Source organism: Isoptericola halotolerans, from assembly GCF_045689585.1.
GTDB classification, from domain to species: domain Bacteria; phylum Actinomycetota; class Actinomycetes; order Actinomycetales; family Cellulomonadaceae; genus Isoptericola; species Isoptericola halotolerans_B.
The window spans coordinates 3,727,293-3,742,805 of record NZ_CP140108.1 but is presented as its reverse complement, the minus strand read 5'-3'; the positions used below and the strand labels follow the sequence as shown (position 1 = coordinate 3,742,805).

Genomic DNA, 15,513 nt, shown 5'->3' with positions numbered 1-15,513 from the left:
CACGTCTCGCACACGGCTTCTTCGCTGGTGGCAGCGGCTCGCCACGGTCGCGACCAGATCGGTGCCCCCGGCAGGATTCGAACCCGCGACCCGGTCATTAGAAGTGACCCGCTCTATCCGACTGAGCTACGGAGGCAAGCGTGCCGAGTTTAGCCCAGGGGTCAGGGCGTCGGGCGACCGGTTCGTCCGGAACGACCGGCAGGGCGCTCACGCGAAGCCGGTCGACAAGAGCGCTATCGATGTGGTCTGCATCTACTGTCCTGAGACCGACGGGTGCTACGACATCCGGCCGAGCGACCACGGTGCGTCGGTCACGCTCAGGATCACGCCGAGCAGAAACGGCCAACGAACCGGGGTGCTCGATGCTGGCGGATCTCGCAGTCTTGCGGATCGTGCCGGGGGTCGATACGACCTGCCAGTGCGAGGGGCCCTGGCAACGGCGTCTCGCGACCGAGGGGTACGGTCGGACGACCGCACCGTCTCCCGGACTGCCGAAGAGAGGACCGTCATGGCGAGCTCCGAGCTCAAGCTCCAGGTCGACCTGCCCAGCGAGCACGAGGCGGGTGTGCCGGCGGACTTCGCGTCGGTCTGGCACACCTCGGCGTCGTTCGTGCTGGACTTCGTGGCCGCGAAGTCCCCGGCCAAGGCGGCCGTCGACCAGTCGACCGGCACGCCGACCGGTGGCCGCGTGATGCCCGCGCGGGTCGTGTCCAGGGTCCGGATCCCCCCGCAGCAGGTCTTCGAGCTCGCCCGGGCGCTCACGCAGCAGCTCGACGCCTGGGAGCGGGAGACCGGACGCAAGGCCGACGGGTCGGGGGCGAAGGACTGACGGCCCGCCCCGTCGTCGGCGAGGAAGAGAAGTCCGGCCCGCACGGCGCGCGCGTTTGGCAGCGACCGCCGCGCACGCCAGGATGAGCGCGTGACATCCTCCACGCGCGCCTCCCGCTTCCGCGGCGGGCGGCCGGACGCCGCTGCGGCCGAGGAGCTCGGCCTCACCGTCCACGACGTCGCCCGCGACCTGCGCCGCGACGTCTCCGGTGTGCGCCTCCCGCTCCCGATCGAGGGCGCGGACGACGCCACGGCGTCCCGGGACCGTCTGCTGGCCCAGCTCGACGAGCACCTGCTGCCGCGGCTCGCGGAGCTCAGCTCACCCGCCGTCGTCGTGGTCGCGGGGTCGACCGGCGCCGGCAAGTCCACCCTGTACAACTCCCTGCTCGGCGAGGAGGTCTCCGCGGCGGGGGTGCTGCGCCCCACCACGCGCGAGCCCGTCCTGGCGTTCAACCCGGCCGACGAGGACGTGATCGCCCAGGGGCCCATCACCCGCCTGTCGCGGGTGATCCACCACGGCGGGGTGCCGCGCGGCACCGCCCTGCTCGACGCCCCCGACCTCGACTCGTTCGTGCAGGAGAACCGCTCCATCGCCCAGCAGCTCCTCGAGGGCGCCGACCTGTGGCTCTTCGTGACGACGGCCTCGCGGTACGGCGACGCGCTGCCCTGGCAGGCGCTCGCGCGGGCCACCGAGCGCGGCGCGTCGGTGGCGATGGTGCTCAACCGGGTGCCGCAGGCCGACCTCACCACGGTCCGGGGCGACCTGATGTCCCGCCTGCGTTCGCACGGCATGACGGACACCCCGCTGTTCGTGGTGCCGGACGTCGGTCCCCACGAGGGTCTGCTCGACGAGTCCGTCGTGCGGCAGATCAAGCGGTGGCTCAACATGCTCGCCGGCCCCGACCGCTCCCGCGCGGTGGTCGTGCGCACCCTCAAGGGTTCGCTCGCCGCGCTGCCCGGTTGGGTGACCTCGCTCGCCGACGCCGTCGAGGCGCAGGCGGACGCCGCGAGGGCGCTGCGGCGAGCGGTCGACGCCGAGCTCCCCGCCGCGGAGAAGCTTGCCCGGGAGGCGGTGGCCGCGGGAGTGGTCGCCGGGGCGTCCGTCGAGGCCCGGTGGCGCGAGCTCTCCGGGACGGCCGGCATCGACCGGGTCAAGGTCCGCGGTGACCGGGCGCGCAGCACACGACGGGCCGGACGGACCCGGTCGGAGGCGCTCGAGGTGCTGCGCGACGACGTCGAGGCTGCCGCCCGGCGTACCCTCACGGCGGCCGGGGCCCGCGTCGAGGAGCGGCTGCGGGCCGTCCTCGGGGGCACGGCGGCGCCGGCCGGCGGGTCGTACGTCGCGCCGGAGGTCGACGCGCGGGCGGACGCGCGCGCCGAGGCGGCCGAGCGCACGGTGGCGGGATGGGTCTCCGGTGCGGACGGCCGCGTCGCCGGGATGCTCGGAGCCGACGCCGGCGCCCCGGTCCGGGCGGCCGCGAAGGCGTTCGGGGAGCGTGGTCTGGCGACGCTGCTGCTCGCCGCCGCCGCCGGCAGCGACGACGCCGGCCGGCTCCTCGACCGGGTCGTCGGTGACACCGCGACGGAGCCGGCGGAGGTCCTGCGCGACGACCTCGCTGACCGCGCCGCGGCCGTCGTCGCTGCCGAGATCGACGCCGTCCGGGAACGGCTGGACTCACCCGACCTGGCCGACGACGCCGCCACCGCGCTGCGTCTGCGGCTCGCCGAGCTGAGGAGACTCACATGACGACGGCCTCGCACGACGCGACGCTGCGCGCGCGCACCGAAGACCTGGCCGAGGCGCTCGCGCTCGCGGGGCCCCGGCTCGACCGTGCCACCGCCCAGCGGGTCGAGACCGCGGTCGGGGGCGTCCGGCGCCGCCTCGAGCTCGGTGTCGACCACACCGTCGTGGCGTTCGCCGGAGGTACCGGCTCGGGCAAGTCGAGCCTCTTCAACAAGATCTCGCGGCTGTCGTTCGCGGACGTCGGGGTCAAGCGTCCGACGACGGCACGTGTCACCGCGTGCTCCTGGTCCGACGGCGCGGACTCGTTGCTCGACTGGATCGGCGTCGACCGCGAGCGTCGGATCACCCACAGCGAGGACCTCGAGGGCGACGGCGCGGCCGGCCTCGCCGGCCTGGTGCTCCTCGACCTGCCCGACCACGACTCCGTGGAGCCGGCGCACCGCGAGGTCGTGGACCGGGTGCTGCCGCTGGTGGACCTGCTGGTGTGGGTGGTCGACCCGCAGAAGTACGCCGACGACGCGCTGCACACCGGGTACCTGCGGGCGCAGGTCGGTTCCGAGTCCTCGATGGTGCTGGTGCTCAACCAGGTGGACACGGTGCCGGACTCGCAGCGGGAGAACCTGGTCGAGGACCTGGGCCGCCTGGTGACCGACGACGGTCTGACCGGCGTCCACGTGCAGCCTGCCTCCGCGAAGACGGGCGAGGGGATCGCCCGGGTGCGAGAGATCCTCGAGGAGGCGTGCGCACGACGCTCGGTGGCCGCGGGGCGGGCCGCCGCCGAGCTGGACGCGGCGGCGGGCGCGCTCCTCGCGCAGACCCCCTCGGACGTGCCGTGGCAGCTGGACGCGGCGGTGGAGCGCGAGCTCGAGCCCGTGGTCGGGGCCACCGGGCTGGACGCCGTCGCGAGCCAGGTCGGCGCGGCGGTGCGCAACGGGTACGGCATGCCCGAGCTGCCGGCGCCCGACCGGGACACGATCGCCCTGTCTCGGGCGCGCTGGCTGACGAGGGCCGGTGCGGCCCTGCGGCCGGGGTGGCAGCGCTCGCTCGCGGAGTCGGTGGCGGGTGCGGACCGGCTGCGGACCGCCGTGTCGGGTGCGCTCAAGGGCGTCGACCTGGACGTGCGCGGGCCGGCGTCGTCGCGAGCGATGCGCCGTGCGGCGTGGGCGTGCGCGGCCCTGGGCCTGGTGCTGGGGGTCGTGGGAGCGCTCGCTCTGACGGAGGTGCTCGACGTCCCCGCGCCGTGGGGCCAGGTGCTCGTGGGTGCGGGTGCGCTGCTCCTCGTCACGGCGGTGGTGCTGACCGTTGTACGGGTGGCGATGCGGCGCCGGCGCGCCCGGCGACGTTCCGCGGAGGTCGCCCGCCGTGGCCGCGCGGCGCTCCGTGACGTGCTGGTCCAGCATCTCGGTGAGCCGACGCAGCGCGTGCTCGTCGACCACCGGCGGGTGCGTGAGCTCGCACGGTCCGCGCGTGACCTGCCGTCGTCGCGTCCGCTGACCGGGGCGCTGAGGCTGCCCACAGCGGGGTCGCCGTCCACAGATGTCCCCGAGGAGGGCGACAGGGCCTCCGCCTCGGCCTGAGCCTGGGGCTGCGGCCGGCACTGTGCCGGCCGGAGACCTCAGGAGGAACGATGAGCGATGCGATCGTCACGGTGACCGGCTACGTCGGCACGAGCCCCGCGCTGCACCTGTCGCCCCACGACGTGCCCTGGACCAGCTTCCGGGTGGCCAGCACCCGGCGGGTGCGTGACCCGCGCACCGGTGAGTGGCGCGACGGGAAGACCGCGTGGTTCACGGTCAAGGCGTTCCGCGGCGCGGCCCGGACCGTCAGCGAGTCCCTCGTGCAGGGACAGCCGGTGGTGCTCACCGGACGGTTGTCCACCGAGGAGTGGACGGATCGGGACGGACGCGAGCGCACCAGCCTGGTCGTGGACGCGGACGCCGTCGGGCCGGACGCGACCCGGGGCATGACCCGGTTCACCCGGGTGGTGCACGAGTCGTCGGGCGAGCCCGTCGGGCGAGCCGTCGCCTCGGGCGCGCCGGACCGGTCCGACCCGTGGGCCGTCGCCGCGGCGCCGGACGACGCCCGCGCGCTGACCGGCGGGACCGACGACCAGGGGAGCACGGCCGCCGACGACCTCACCGGCGCCGGCGACGACTCCGCGGACGATGGTGCGGACGACGGCGCGGACGAGCCGGCGGCGTCGACCGTGGGCTGAGGGAGCACGTCGCGTAGGCTGGGGGACCGGCCGTACGCCGGTTTCCCCGGCGTGCCGCCGGTCCCTCTCCAACAGCGCGATCGAACGGTGGAAACGAGCCAGTGGCTGAGTTCATCTACTCCATGTACAAGGCGCGCAAGGCGCACGGCGACAAGGTCATCCTCGACGACGTGTCGCTGAACTTCTACCCCGGCGCCAAGATCGGCGTCGTCGGCCCGAACGGGGCCGGGAAGTCGACGATCCTCAAGATCATGGCCGGCCTCGACCAGCCGTCGAACGGCGACGCCCGGCTCTCGCCGGGGTACACGGTCGGCATCCTGCAGCAGGAGCCGCCGCTCAACGAGGAGAAGACCGTCCTGGGCAACGTCGAGGAGGCGGTCGGGCCGATCAAGGCCAAGGTCGACCGCTTCAACGAGATCTCGGCGCTCATGGCCGAGCCCGACGCGGACTTCGACGCGCTCATGAGCGAGATGGGTGAGCTGCAGGAGGCGATCGACGCGGCCGACGCCTGGGACCTCGACAGCCAGCTCGAGCAGGCGATGGACGCGTTGCGCTGCCCCCCGCCGGACGCCGACGTCACCGTGCTCTCGGGTGGTGAGCGCCGCCGTGTCGCGCTGTGCAAGCTCCTGCTGGAGAAGCCGGACCTGCTGCTGCTCGACGAGCCGACCAACCACCTCGACGCCGAGTCGGTGCTGTGGCTCGAGCAGCACCTGGCGACGTACCCGGGCGCCGTCCTGGCCGTGACGCACGACCGGTACTTCCTCGACCACGTGGCGCAGTGGATCTGCGAGGTCGACCGGGGTCGCCTGTACCCCTACGAGGGCAACTACTCCACGTACCTCGAGAAGAAGCAGGCGCGCCTGGAGGTCCAGGGCAAGAAGGACGCGAAGCTGTCCAAGCGTCTCAAGGACGAGCTGGAGTGGGTGCGGTCCAACGCCAAGGGCCGGCAGACGAAGTCGAAGGCCCGTCTGGCCCGGTACGAGGAGATGGCCGCCGAGGCGGAGCGCACCAAGAAGCTCGACTTCGAGGAGATCCAGATCCCGGCCGGCCCGCGGCTGGGCAGCCTGGTCCTGGACGCCGAGAACCTGCAGAAGGGCTTCGACGACCGCCAGCTCATCGACGGGCTGTCCTTCACGCTGCCGCGCAACGGCATCGTCGGCGTCATCGGCCCCAACGGCGTCGGCAAGACGACCCTGTTCAAGACGATCGTCGGCCTGGAGCCGCTCGACGGGGGAGAGCTCAAGGTGGGCGACTCCGTGAAGATCTCCTACGTCGACCAGTCCCGCGGAGGCATCGACCCGGAGAAGTCCCTGTGGGAGGTCGTCTCGGACGGGCTGGACTTCATCCAGGTCGGCAACGTCGAGATCCCCTCGCGGGCCTACGTGGCCTCGTTCGGCTTCAAGGGCGCGGACCAGCAGAAGAAGGCCGGCGTGCTCTCCGGCGGTGAGCGCAACCGCCTGAACCTCGCGCTGACTCTCAAGCAGGGCGGCAACCTGCTGCTGCTCGACGAGCCGACGAACGACCTGGACGTCGAGACGCTGGGCTCGCTGGAGAACGCGCTGCTGGAGTTCCCGGGCTGCGCCGTCGTGGTCTCTCACGACCGGTGGTTCCTCGACCGCGTCGCCACGCACATCCTCGCCTACGAGGGCACCGACGAGGACCCGGCGAACTGGTACTGGTTCGAGGGCAACTTCGCGTCCTACGAGGAGAACAAGGTGGAGCGCCTCGGTGCGGACGCCGCGCGTCCGCACCGCGTGACCTACCGTCGCCTCACGCGCGACTGACCCCGTCTCGCTGTGGGTAGGGAATCTCCCGGTCTGCGCCGCGCAGACCGGGAGATTCCCTACCCACAGCGAACGTGTGGCGACACGACGAGGCGGCCGGGTTCATGCACCGAACGTCCGATGTGTGCAGACTGGGCACATGACCGCGACCGGCCGCCCCGACGATCCCGACGAGAGCGCCGAACCCGACGAGCGCGCCGCGGGCGCCGTCTCCGTGAGCTCCGCGCTGACCCCCGACGCCGGCGCGGCCGCCCTCCTCGACGCCCTGGATGCGCTGCGCGCCCGGCTCGGCGCCCTGCGGCTGCCGCTGGAGACGCCGGGGGTCCACCACGCCCGCACCGACCTCGCCCGGGCGACCGACCAGCTCGACGACTACCTCCTGCCGCGGCTGCGCGCCGAGCGTGCGCCGCTGCTCGTCGTCGTCGGCGGCTCGACGGGTGCGGGGAAGTCCACCCTGGTCAACTCGTTGCTGGGGGAGCAGGCGACGGCGCCCGGCGTGCTGCGTCCCACCACCCGCGCGCCCGTGCTCGTGCACCATCCGCTCGACGCCCGCTGGTTCACCGGCGACCGGGTGCTGCCCGGCCTGGCGCGGACCAGCGTGCACGGCACGCCGCCGGACGGCGGCCGTGACGACGACCGCGGACCGGCGGCCGGGCCTCGTGCGCTGCGTCTCGTGGCCTCCAGCAACCTGCCGCAGGGGCTCGCCCTCCTCGACGCACCCGACGTCGACTCCGTGGAGGAGGCGAACCGCGACCTCGCCGCCCAGCTCCTCGGCGCCGCCGACCTGTGGCTCTTCGTCACCACCGCGGCCCGGTACGCGGACGCGGTGCCGTGGGAACTGCTGACGACGGCGGCGGCCCGCCGTGCGCAGGTCGCGCTCGTCCTCGACCGGGTCGACCCGGGCACGGAGGAGGTCGCGGCCGATCTGCGCCGCCTCATGACCGAGCACGGTTTGGCCGAGGCCGCGCTGTTCGTCGTCCCCGAGGCGGGACCGGGCGGCGAGACCGTGCTGTCGGACGGGCTGCTGCCGGAGCACGCCGTCGGTGAGCTCGCCACCTGGCTGACGGGCCTCGGCGGCGACCCCGACTCACGAGCGCGCGTCATCGCCGCGACGCGCGACGGCGTCGTCGACGACCTGGTCCGGCGCGCGAACGAGCTGGCCACGACGGCGGACGTCCAGCACGCGGCGGACACCCGCCTGCGCGACGTCGTCGAACGCCACCACGCCGACGCCCTGACGCAGGTCGAGGCAGCGACGTCGGACGGTGCGCTGCTGCGCGGCGAGGTGCTCGCCCGGTGGCAGGACTTCATCGGGACGGGCGAGTTCTTCCGGTCGCTGGAGGCTCGTGCCGGCAAGGTACGCGACGCCGTCGGCCGCGTCCTGCGCGGCCGCGTCAAGGAGGCCCCGCAGGTGGAGCAGGCGATCGCCCACGGCCTCGAGTCCGTGATCCTGGACGCCGCCGAGCAGGCTGCCGAGCGGACGCATGCCGCCTGGCGCGACGATGCCGCGGGCGCCGCGCTCCTGGACGGGCTCGAGCTGAGCAGGACCGCGCCCGGGCTCCGTCGTGAGGTCGCCGCGGCGATCCGTGCCTGGCAGGGCGACGTCCTGGAGCTGGTCCGGGAGCAGGGCGAGAGCCGGCGCGGGACCGCCCGAGCGCTCTCCTTCGGTGTCAACGCGCTGGGCGTGAGCCTGATGGTCGTCGTCTTCGCCTCCACCGCCGGCCTGACGGGACTCGAGGTGGGTATCGCGGGGGGCACCGCCGTGGTAGCCCAGAAGCTGCTCGAGGCGGTCTTCGGCGACGACGCCGTCCGTCGCCTCGCCGCGCAGGCGAAGGAACGGCTCGCGGCCCGCGTCGACGCCGTGCTGCGGGGCCAGTCCGCCCGGTACACCGCCCAGCTGGACGCGCTCGGCACCGACGACGTGCGGGGGGACCGGCTGCGCGACGCCGCACGCGACGTGGCGGATGCTGCCCGCCGGGAGCGGGCCACCCGTTCCCGGGCCGACGACGGCCTCACCCGGCCGTGGAGCGGCGGCATGCTGCGGGGAGCGGGGACCTTCCGGCCACCGACCAGCCCCGAGGGCATCCCGGGGCTCCCGGGAACTCTCGCGGGCCGTGAGGTGACGGTGCAGGACGCGGACGGCGCAGGCTCGCCCGAGGAGCCCAAGGTGCCCTTCTGGCGGCGCTGGCGACGAAAGGACCAGGGATGAAGCCGGACCTCGCCACCCGCACCGCCGCGTTGGAGCAGGCCCTGGCTGCCGGAGCCGGACGGCTGGACCGTGAGCTGACCGACGAGGCCCGCGGCGTCGTCGAACGTGCCCGCGAAAGGGGCGGCCTGAGCGCCGAGCACACGGTGGCGGCACTCGCCGGAGCCACCGGGTCGGGCAAGTCCAGCGTCCTCAACGCCGTGGCCGGCACGGAGCTGGCGGAGCGCGGCGTGCAGCGGCCCACCACCTCGTACGCGCTGGCGGCCGTGTGGGGCGAAGGGGCGGACGACCTGCTCGACTGGCTCGAGGTGCCACGCCGCCACGAGATGGAGCCGGACCCTGACGCGAGCACGGGCCGGGCGGCCGGGCTGCTGCGCCGTGCTCGGCCGCCGGCCGGCATCTCGACGGGTCTGGTGCTCCTGGACCTGCCGGACCACGACTCGGTGGTGGTCGAGCACCGGGTGCGCGCCGAGCGACTGGTGGAGCGCGCCGACCTGCTCGTCTGGGTCGTGGACCCGCAGAAGTACGCCGACGCGGCCCTGCACGAGCGGTACCTGCGCCCGCTGGCGGGGCGCTCCGAGGTCGTCGTCGTGGCCCTGAACCAGATCGACCGGCTGGCACCGGAGGAGGCCGACGCGATCCTGGCGGACCTGCGCCGGCTCGTCGCCGCGGACGGGCTCTCCGGGGCGCGCGTGCTCGGGGTCTCTGCGCGCACGGGGCAGGGTGTCGACCGGTTGCGCGGGCTGCTCGCCGACGCGGCCCGGCGGCGGGAGGCGGCGACGGCACGCCTGGCCGCGGACACCCGGGCGGTCGCGCGCCGCGTGGTGGACGAGTGCGGTCAGGCGCCGCCGGTGCGCGCCGCGGACCGAGCGCACGGTGCGCTCGTCGATGCGCTGGAGGAGGCGGCCGGCGTCACCACGGTGGTCGACGCCGTCCGCGGCACGGCGAGGCGGGACGCGCACCTGGCGACCGGCTGGCCCGTGACCCGCTGGATCGCCCGCGCCCGCAAGGATCCGTTGCGACGCCTCGGGCTGCGCACCGACCAGGTGCGGGTCCCGGTCGACCGGCCGGACCTGGCCCGCACGTCGTTGCCCCAGACCCGCCCGAGCGTGCGGGCCTCCGCGGCGACGGCGGTGCGCACCTACGTCGACCAGGTCACCGGCGGCGCGCCGGACGCGTGGGTGCTCGCCGCACGGGAGCGGGGGACCGAGGCCGTCGAGCGTCTGCCGGACACCCTCGACCAGGCCGTCGCCTCGACCCGGCTGGAGGAGGCGCGGCGGCCCCTCTGGTGGCGGGCGGTCGGGGTCCTGCAGTGGCTGCTGCTGGCGGCGGCGGTCCTCGGGCTGCTCTGGTTGGGTGTCGCGGCTGCGCTGCGCTACTTCCAGCTCCCGGCGCTGATCATGCCGGTCCTGACGGTCGACTTCACGCGGTGGGGCGGTGGCACCTTCGACGTGCCGTGGGCGACGGTGCTCGCCCTGGGCGGCGTCGTCGCCGGCCTTCTCCTGGCGCTGGTCTCCCGGCCGCTCGCCGCGCTGGGTGCCCGACGACGGGCGGGGCGGGTGCGCCGTCGGCTGCGGACGTCGGTGGAGGCCGTGGCGCGCGAGCAGGTGCGGGAGCCGGTCGCGGCGGAGATGGCCGCGCAGGCGTCGTGCCGGGAGCACGCGACGACCGCGGCGGCGTGAGGCGCGTGGTGAGACGCCGCCGCACCCGGGCCGGCCGTGGAGACGTGCGACGATGCCAGGCATGACTCGTCTGCACGTCCCCGTCTCGCTGCGCTGGTCGGACCTCGACGCGTACCAGCACGTCAACAACGTCGCGATGTTCCGGCTCCTGGAGGACGCCCGCATCACCGCGTTCTGGCGGCACCCGGAGGCGGAGGACCCGTGGCCGACGGCGATCCTCGACACGGGCCCGCACGCGACGTCGCACACGTTGGTGGCCGGTCAGCAGATCGAGTACCTGCGGCCGCTGGAGTTCTCCCGCGACCCGGTACGCGTCGAGATGTGGATCGGGTCGATCGGGGGAGCGTCGCTCGAGGTCTGCTACGAGGTGTACGACGGCGCCCCCGGCGGGTTCCCGCGCACGGGGCCGGCCTCGGGCCTGGATCCCTACACCCGGGCGACGACGACGATCGTGGTCCTCGACGCCGCGGCAGGGCGTCCGCGTCGGCTGACGGCCGACGAGCGCGCGGTGTTCGGAGAGTTCTCTGGGGACCCGATCGCCTTCCGCCGCCGCCGCTGACCCCCGCCCGAGCGCTGTGGGTATGAAATCTGCGGTTCTCCGCGTCGGAGAACCGCAGATTTCATACCCACAGCGGGGTCAGGCGGGGGTGCAGGGGTCGCCGTTGGCCGTCAGGCCGGTGACGGCGGCCGGTTCGCCGGCGCCGATGAAGCCGACGGTGGTGGACTGACCTGGGGCGAGGGTGGTCTGCCACGACGGACCGGTCACCGTGACGTGCGCGCCGGTCTGGGTGAGATCGCCGCCCCAGGACTGTGCGACGGTCTCGCCGCCGCTGAAGTCCCAGGCCAGCTCCCACGGGTCCAGCGCGTCCTGCCCGGTGTTCGTCAGCCGCGCCTCGCCCTGGAAGCCGCCCTGCCACTGGCCGACGACGGCGTCGATGTGGTCGTACATCGCGTCGCGCAGCCGCGCCGGGTCGGTCAGGCCCTCGACCCACCCGGGGAGCTGGGAGTGCCACACGAGGGTGTGGCCGTACAGGTCGGCGTCCTGCGCGTCGGCGAAGGCCACCACCTGGTCGGCCCGCCCCCAGCTGAATCCCCCCTGGCTGGGCTCCGTGGCGTCCCACTTCATCGCGTTCTCCGCGACGACGAGGTCGATCTCGCGCTCGGCGATCTCGCGGTAGCCGGAGTCGTTCAGATGGCCAGGCGTGAGGGCGAAGCCTAGCGTGACTCCCTGACGCTCGGCGGCGTCGCGGAGCGGCTCGTGGACGGGTTCGGCGGCCTGTGCGGGGTTGAGCAGCAGGCCTCCGGCGAGCAGCGTGCCGCCGACCAGAGCGGTGGCCGCGGCAGCGGCGGTGGTCCGTCGCGTCCGTCGATCGTCGTGGTAATCGTTTTCGAGACGTGGTCGCATGATTCCTCCGAGAAAGGGTGGAACCGCGGCCGGGGCACGCAGCCCCGGCCGCGGGGAGGTGGGGCGGGGGCGGCGCGAGCCGCCCCCGCGGGGGTCAGGCGATGTCGCAGACGACGCCGTCGAGGGCGAAGTCGTCCGGCGCGGTGTTCGTGCCGGAGTGCGACCCGTTGAAGCCGAAGGTCACGGACCCGCCGGCCGGGATGGTGGTCGACCACGCGGCCGGCGTGATCGTCACCGCGGAACCGGACTGCGACGCCTGCGCCGACCAGATCTGGTCGACCGTCTGACCGTCGGCGAACGTGAACGTCAGCTCCCAGCCGTCGACGGCGGCGCCGGAGTCGTTCGTCACGACGAACGACCCGGTGAAGCCCGAGTTCCACGAGTTCGCCGTGTAGTCGACGGTGCAGCCGCCGCCCGGGGTGACGTCGTCCTCCTCGGTCGTCACCGACAGCGGTGCCGAAGCGGCCGAGACGTTCCCGGCGGCGTCGTAGGCGGAGACCGTGTAGGAGTACTCCGTGCCGGCCGCCAGGCCGGAATCCGTCACGGAGGTGCCGGACACGTCCGCGACCTGCTCGCCGTCGCGGTGCACGAGGTATCCGGCCACGCCCGTGTCGTCGTCGGAGGCGTCCCAGTCGAGCGCCACCGAGGACGACGTCACGTCACCGGCTGCGAGACCCGCCGGCACGGTCGGCGCCTCGGTGTCCTCGCCGCCACCGCCTTCGGTCGTGGTGACCGACAGGGCGTCCGACGCGTCGGAGACGTTCCCCGCGGCGTCGCGAGCCGTGACGGTGATCTCGTACGTGGTCGACGCCGTCAGGCCGGTGAGCGTGGCCGACGTCGTCGCGCTGGTAGTCGCGGCGTCACCGTCGACCAGCACGGTGTAGCCGGTCACGCCGGTGTCGTCCGTCGAGGCGTCCCAGGTCAGGGCCACCGACGACGACGTCACCTGGCCGGCCGCGAGCCCCGCCGGGGCGCTGGGCGCCTCGGCGTCGGGGTCGACGGTCCCGCCGTCGATCGCCGGGTAGGCGTTCGTCACCAGCATCTCGAACTGGTCCTGGAACCACTGGCCGGCGAGCGGCGCGCCGCCGAGGGCGCCCGTGAGCGCGCCGTCGAGCTTGGGCGAGGCGAACGTCGGGTCGCACATGCGGTCGAAGCTCTTGCCCTGGTCGTTCGGGATCTCCTCGGAGTTGCCGTCCGACTCGCCCGGAGGCTTGACCCACACGTAGGCGTCGAGGTGCGAGGCGGCGTTGTCCGTCGGGTTGACGGTCGGGCGCTCGCCCAGGCCGGCGCCGTCCGGGTTGCACCACGCGCCACGGTGCGTGCGACGGTCCACGCGGGACTCGTCCACGTAGATGTTCAGGGTGCTGGAGCTGCTCTCGGCCGTCGGCCGGTCCGGACCGCCCCAGCCGTTGCGCGAGGTGTCGATGAGCATCCCGATGTCCGACGGGAACCCGGCCGCGACGGCCAGCGAGTACAGGTGCTCGGTCCAGTCGAGCTCGTCGAAGTCGCTGTTCCACTGGTAGAACTCCGCCTGGCGCACCTGGGTGCCGCCGCCGCTGCCGAAGGGCTCGTCCTCGAGGAAGGGCTCGTGCAGCGGGGTGGAGTTCGCGGTGTTGGTGACGAAGCCGGCCACGGTGTCGTACCCGTGCTCGGTGCTGGTCACGACCTCCTGGAACACGTCCACGGCGGGCCCGGCGTTGGAGTCCCAGCCCAGCCAGCCAGCGTGCGCGGCGTCGATGTACGAGTACACGTTGCCGGCCTCGTAGAGCCGGTCGAGGGCGTACGCCGTGCCCTCGCGGTAGTAGGGTGCCGACTCCTGGCACGCGGGCTCGGACATGTTGGTGACCAGGTTCGGCAGCGAGTCCGGCTCGATCGTCGCCACGACGCGCAGGTCGGCGTACTGGGGTTCGGCCAGCATGTCCGCGATGACGTCGATGTACTCGTTCTTGTACTCGGCCATGCCCTCCGGTGTCGGTTCGAGCAGGCCGTTGGAGGCGAGGGCGTAGCAGTCCCGCCCCGGCAGGTTGTAGATCACCAGGTTGAACACCATCGGTGTGTCGCCCTGCTGCTGCTCCACGGCGGCGTCCAGGTGGTACCGCAGGCCGGGCCCGTCCACGTTGCCCTCGATGGCGCTGGTCCGGTCCATCCAGACCGAGGTCGGGGTGTCGGCGATGGTGAGCATCTTCTCGCCGAGCTCGCCGCCGGCCACCGCGGCGGCGTCGACCACGTTCTCGGACCAGTAGGAGTTCACGTACTGGTCGGCGCCGACGTACGGGTTGTCGACGCGTTCTGCCGCCGAGGCGGTGGTGGCCATCAGCGGGCTCGCGGCCAGCGCCAGGGTCGCGGCCACGGCGAGCGGTCGGACCGACGCGGCTCTGCGCGGTCGCCAGGATCGAGATCGCACGGGATCCTCCAGAGGTTCGGGGGCACGGGCCTCGTCGCCCGTGCGCCGGGCGAGCTGCCCGACGCCCCCAACGTGGACTGGTTGCGCTCCCACGCGCACCTCGCCAAAACGTTTAGGTACCGACGCCGGGGGGTGGCGGCGCCGTCGTGCCCCGGATGACGAGACGTGCCGCCGGCGGGTCGACGGAGCCCTCCGGGCCGACGCCCAGGGCTGCCGCCACCGCCGGGGCGAGGCCCCGCCACGGGCGGGCGACCGCCGTGAGCTGCGGGTCCACCAGGCGGCACGTGTCGGCGTCGGCCCCCGAGACCACCGAGACGTCCCACGGCACCCGCAGGTCGCGGTGCCGGGCGGCCTCCAGGACGGCCAGTGCCGTCACGTCCCCGTCGGTGACCACCGCCGTCGGCGGGTCCTCGTCGGCGAAGAGGCGGGCCGCGACCGCTCCCGCCGCGGGCGCCGTGCTCGCTTCCAGGACGGAGACCGTCGCGGCCAGGCCCGCGGTCGCCGTGAGCAGCCCGGCGTGCAGGGCGCGCGCGACGTCCGCCCCGGCGTCCGCGACGAGCAGCACCGTCCGGCGGTGACCCAGGTCGACCAGGTAGCGCCCGACGGCGTCGTCCGCTCCGCCGCCGAACCACACGGCGTGCTCGGCGCCAGCGGTCCCGAGGTCCGGCGGCGTGACGGCGACGACCCGGGCGCCGACCCGGCCGACGACGCGGACCCGCGGGTCGTCGACGAGCAGGTCCGGCACGACGAACGCCGTGTGCCGCCGTTCGCTCCAGGCGCGTTCGAGGTCCGCGCTGCCGGTCTCCCGGTCCGCCGTGACCTCGAGCGCCAGCGCGACGTCGCCGAGGACGTCGCGCAGCCCGGCGGCGAGGTCGAGACCGGCCGAGCGGCTGTGCACGGAGCCCGTGCCGTCCAGGACCTGCAGCCCGACGCTGGTGGTGTCCGTCGAACGCAGGGAGCGGGCGGCGGCGCTGGGCCGCCAGTCGAGGTCCTGGGCCACCTTGAGCACGTGCCGGCGGGTGGTCTCGGAGACCCCGGGTCGACCGTTGAGCGAGTAGGAGACCACGGCGATCGAGACGCCGGCCGCCCGGGCGACGTCGGTGATCGTCACCCGACGCCCGGGGGCCGGTCGGGCGTCGTCGCCGCGCTGCGTTCTGGGCACGCTCCCACACTCTGCCGGTTTTCGGGGCATGATGCACCTGCGGGGGGCGCACGCAGGACTCGACGACGAGGACGGTGGTGCAG

11 protein-coding genes, 1 tRNA gene and 1 pseudogene are annotated in these 15,513 nt (G+C 74.0%); 9 read left to right on the top strand and 4 right to left on the bottom strand.

Translation table 11 applies throughout. The features are described from left to right. Positions 1-62: 62 nt before the first annotated feature. A tRNA-Arg gene (locus tag UQW22_RS17575) sits at positions 63-136 on the bottom strand. Here UQW22_RS17575 and UQW22_RS17570 point away from each other — a divergent pair. The 9 genes and pseudogenes from UQW22_RS17570 to UQW22_RS17530 all read left to right on the top strand — a co-directional run. Then, positions 104-349 (top strand): annotated as a pseudogene (locus UQW22_RS17570) (group I intron-associated PD-(D/E)XK endonuclease); the annotation flags it as partial. The gene UQW22_RS17575 and the pseudogene UQW22_RS17570 sit on opposite strands and share 33 nt — an antisense overlap. Before the next feature lie 159 nt (positions 350-508). After that, positions 509-829: a DUF3467 domain-containing protein gene (locus UQW22_RS17565; protein WP_407320850.1), complete on the top strand. Its 321-nt coding sequence runs from the start codon at positions 509-511 to the stop codon at positions 827-829. A 90-nt stretch (positions 830-919) separates the two neighbouring features. Next, positions 920-2,575, top strand: a complete 1,656-nt coding sequence (locus UQW22_RS17560; protein ID WP_407318464.1) for a GTPase — start codon at positions 920-922, stop codon at positions 2,573-2,575. After that, positions 2,572-4,149 (top strand): GTPase, encoded by a 1,578-nt coding sequence (locus UQW22_RS17555; protein WP_407318463.1) that lies wholly within the window; start codon positions 2,572-2,574, stop codon positions 4,147-4,149. Before UQW22_RS17560 ends, UQW22_RS17555 begins: the two co-directional genes overlap by 4 nt. 50 nt (positions 4,150-4,199) lie before the next feature. Next, complete coding sequence (locus tag UQW22_RS17550; RefSeq protein WP_407318462.1) at positions 4,200-4,787, top strand: single-stranded DNA-binding protein; 588 nt, start codon at positions 4,200-4,202, stop codon at positions 4,785-4,787. Between the two features lie 101 nt (positions 4,788-4,888). Beyond that, on the top strand, positions 4,889-6,571 hold the full coding sequence (ettA, locus tag UQW22_RS17545; RefSeq protein ID WP_407318461.1) for an energy-dependent translational throttle protein EttA: 1,683 nt from the start codon (positions 4,889-4,891) through the stop codon (positions 6,569-6,571). Positions 6,572-6,710: 139 nt separating this feature from the next. Next, positions 6,711-8,780 (top strand): dynamin family protein, encoded by a 2,070-nt coding sequence (locus UQW22_RS17540; protein ID WP_407318460.1) that lies wholly within the window; start codon positions 6,711-6,713, stop codon positions 8,778-8,780. Further along, positions 8,777-10,459, top strand: coding sequence for a GTPase family protein (locus UQW22_RS17535; RefSeq protein WP_407318459.1), 1,683 nt, complete (start codon positions 8,777-8,779; stop codon positions 10,457-10,459). Before UQW22_RS17540 ends, UQW22_RS17535 begins: the two co-directional genes overlap by 4 nt. 61 nt (positions 10,460-10,520) lie before the next feature. Continuing rightward, positions 10,521-11,018, top strand: a complete 498-nt coding sequence (locus UQW22_RS17530) for an acyl-CoA thioesterase (RefSeq protein ID WP_407318458.1) — start codon at positions 10,521-10,523, stop codon at positions 11,016-11,018. Positions 11,019-11,096: 78 nt separating this feature from the next. Here the strand turns inward: UQW22_RS17530 and UQW22_RS17525 are convergent, their stop codons facing one another. From UQW22_RS17525 to UQW22_RS17515, 3 genes are all read right to left on the bottom strand, one after another. Next, a complete protein-coding gene (locus tag UQW22_RS17525; protein WP_407318457.1) occupies positions 11,097-11,864 on the bottom strand; it encodes an endo-1,4-beta-xylanase in 768 nt (255 codons plus the stop codon). 94 nt (positions 11,865-11,958) lie between these two features. Continuing rightward, positions 11,959-14,214: a glycoside hydrolase family 6 protein gene (locus UQW22_RS17520; RefSeq protein ID WP_407318456.1), complete on the bottom strand. Its 2,256-nt coding sequence runs from the start codon at positions 14,212-14,214 to the stop codon at positions 11,959-11,961. 166 nt (positions 14,215-14,380) lie between these two features. Continuing rightward, positions 14,381-15,430, bottom strand: coding sequence for a LacI family DNA-binding transcriptional regulator (locus tag UQW22_RS17515; protein WP_407318454.1), 1,050 nt, complete (start codon positions 15,428-15,430; stop codon positions 14,381-14,383). Positions 15,431-15,513: the final 83 nt, after the last annotated feature.

What these genes read in the sequence shown, in the direction of transcription:
- UQW22_RS17565 (WP_407320850.1), top strand. Translation starts at nt 509, where the DNA reads ATGGCGAGCTCCGAGCTCAAGCTCCAGGTCGACCTGCCCAGCGAGCAC.
- UQW22_RS17555 (WP_407318463.1), top strand. Translation starts at nt 2,572, where the DNA reads ATGACGACGGCCTCGCACGACGCGACGCTGCGCGCGCGCACCGAAGAC.
- UQW22_RS17550 (WP_407318462.1), top strand. Translation starts at nt 4,200, where the DNA reads ATGAGCGATGCGATCGTCACGGTGACCGGCTACGTCGGCACGAGCCCC.
- UQW22_RS17540 (WP_407318460.1), top strand. Translation starts at nt 6,711, where the DNA reads ATGACCGCGACCGGCCGCCCCGACGATCCCGACGAGAGCGCCGAACCC.
- UQW22_RS17535 (WP_407318459.1), top strand. Translation starts at nt 8,777, where the DNA reads ATGAAGCCGGACCTCGCCACCCGCACCGCCGCGTTGGAGCAGGCCCTG.
- UQW22_RS17530 (WP_407318458.1), top strand. Translation starts at nt 10,521, where the DNA reads ATGACTCGTCTGCACGTCCCCGTCTCGCTGCGCTGGTCGGACCTCGAC.
- UQW22_RS17525 (WP_407318457.1), bottom strand. Translation starts at nt 11,864, where the DNA reads ATGCGACCACGTCTCGAAAACGATTACCACGACGATCGACGGACGCGA.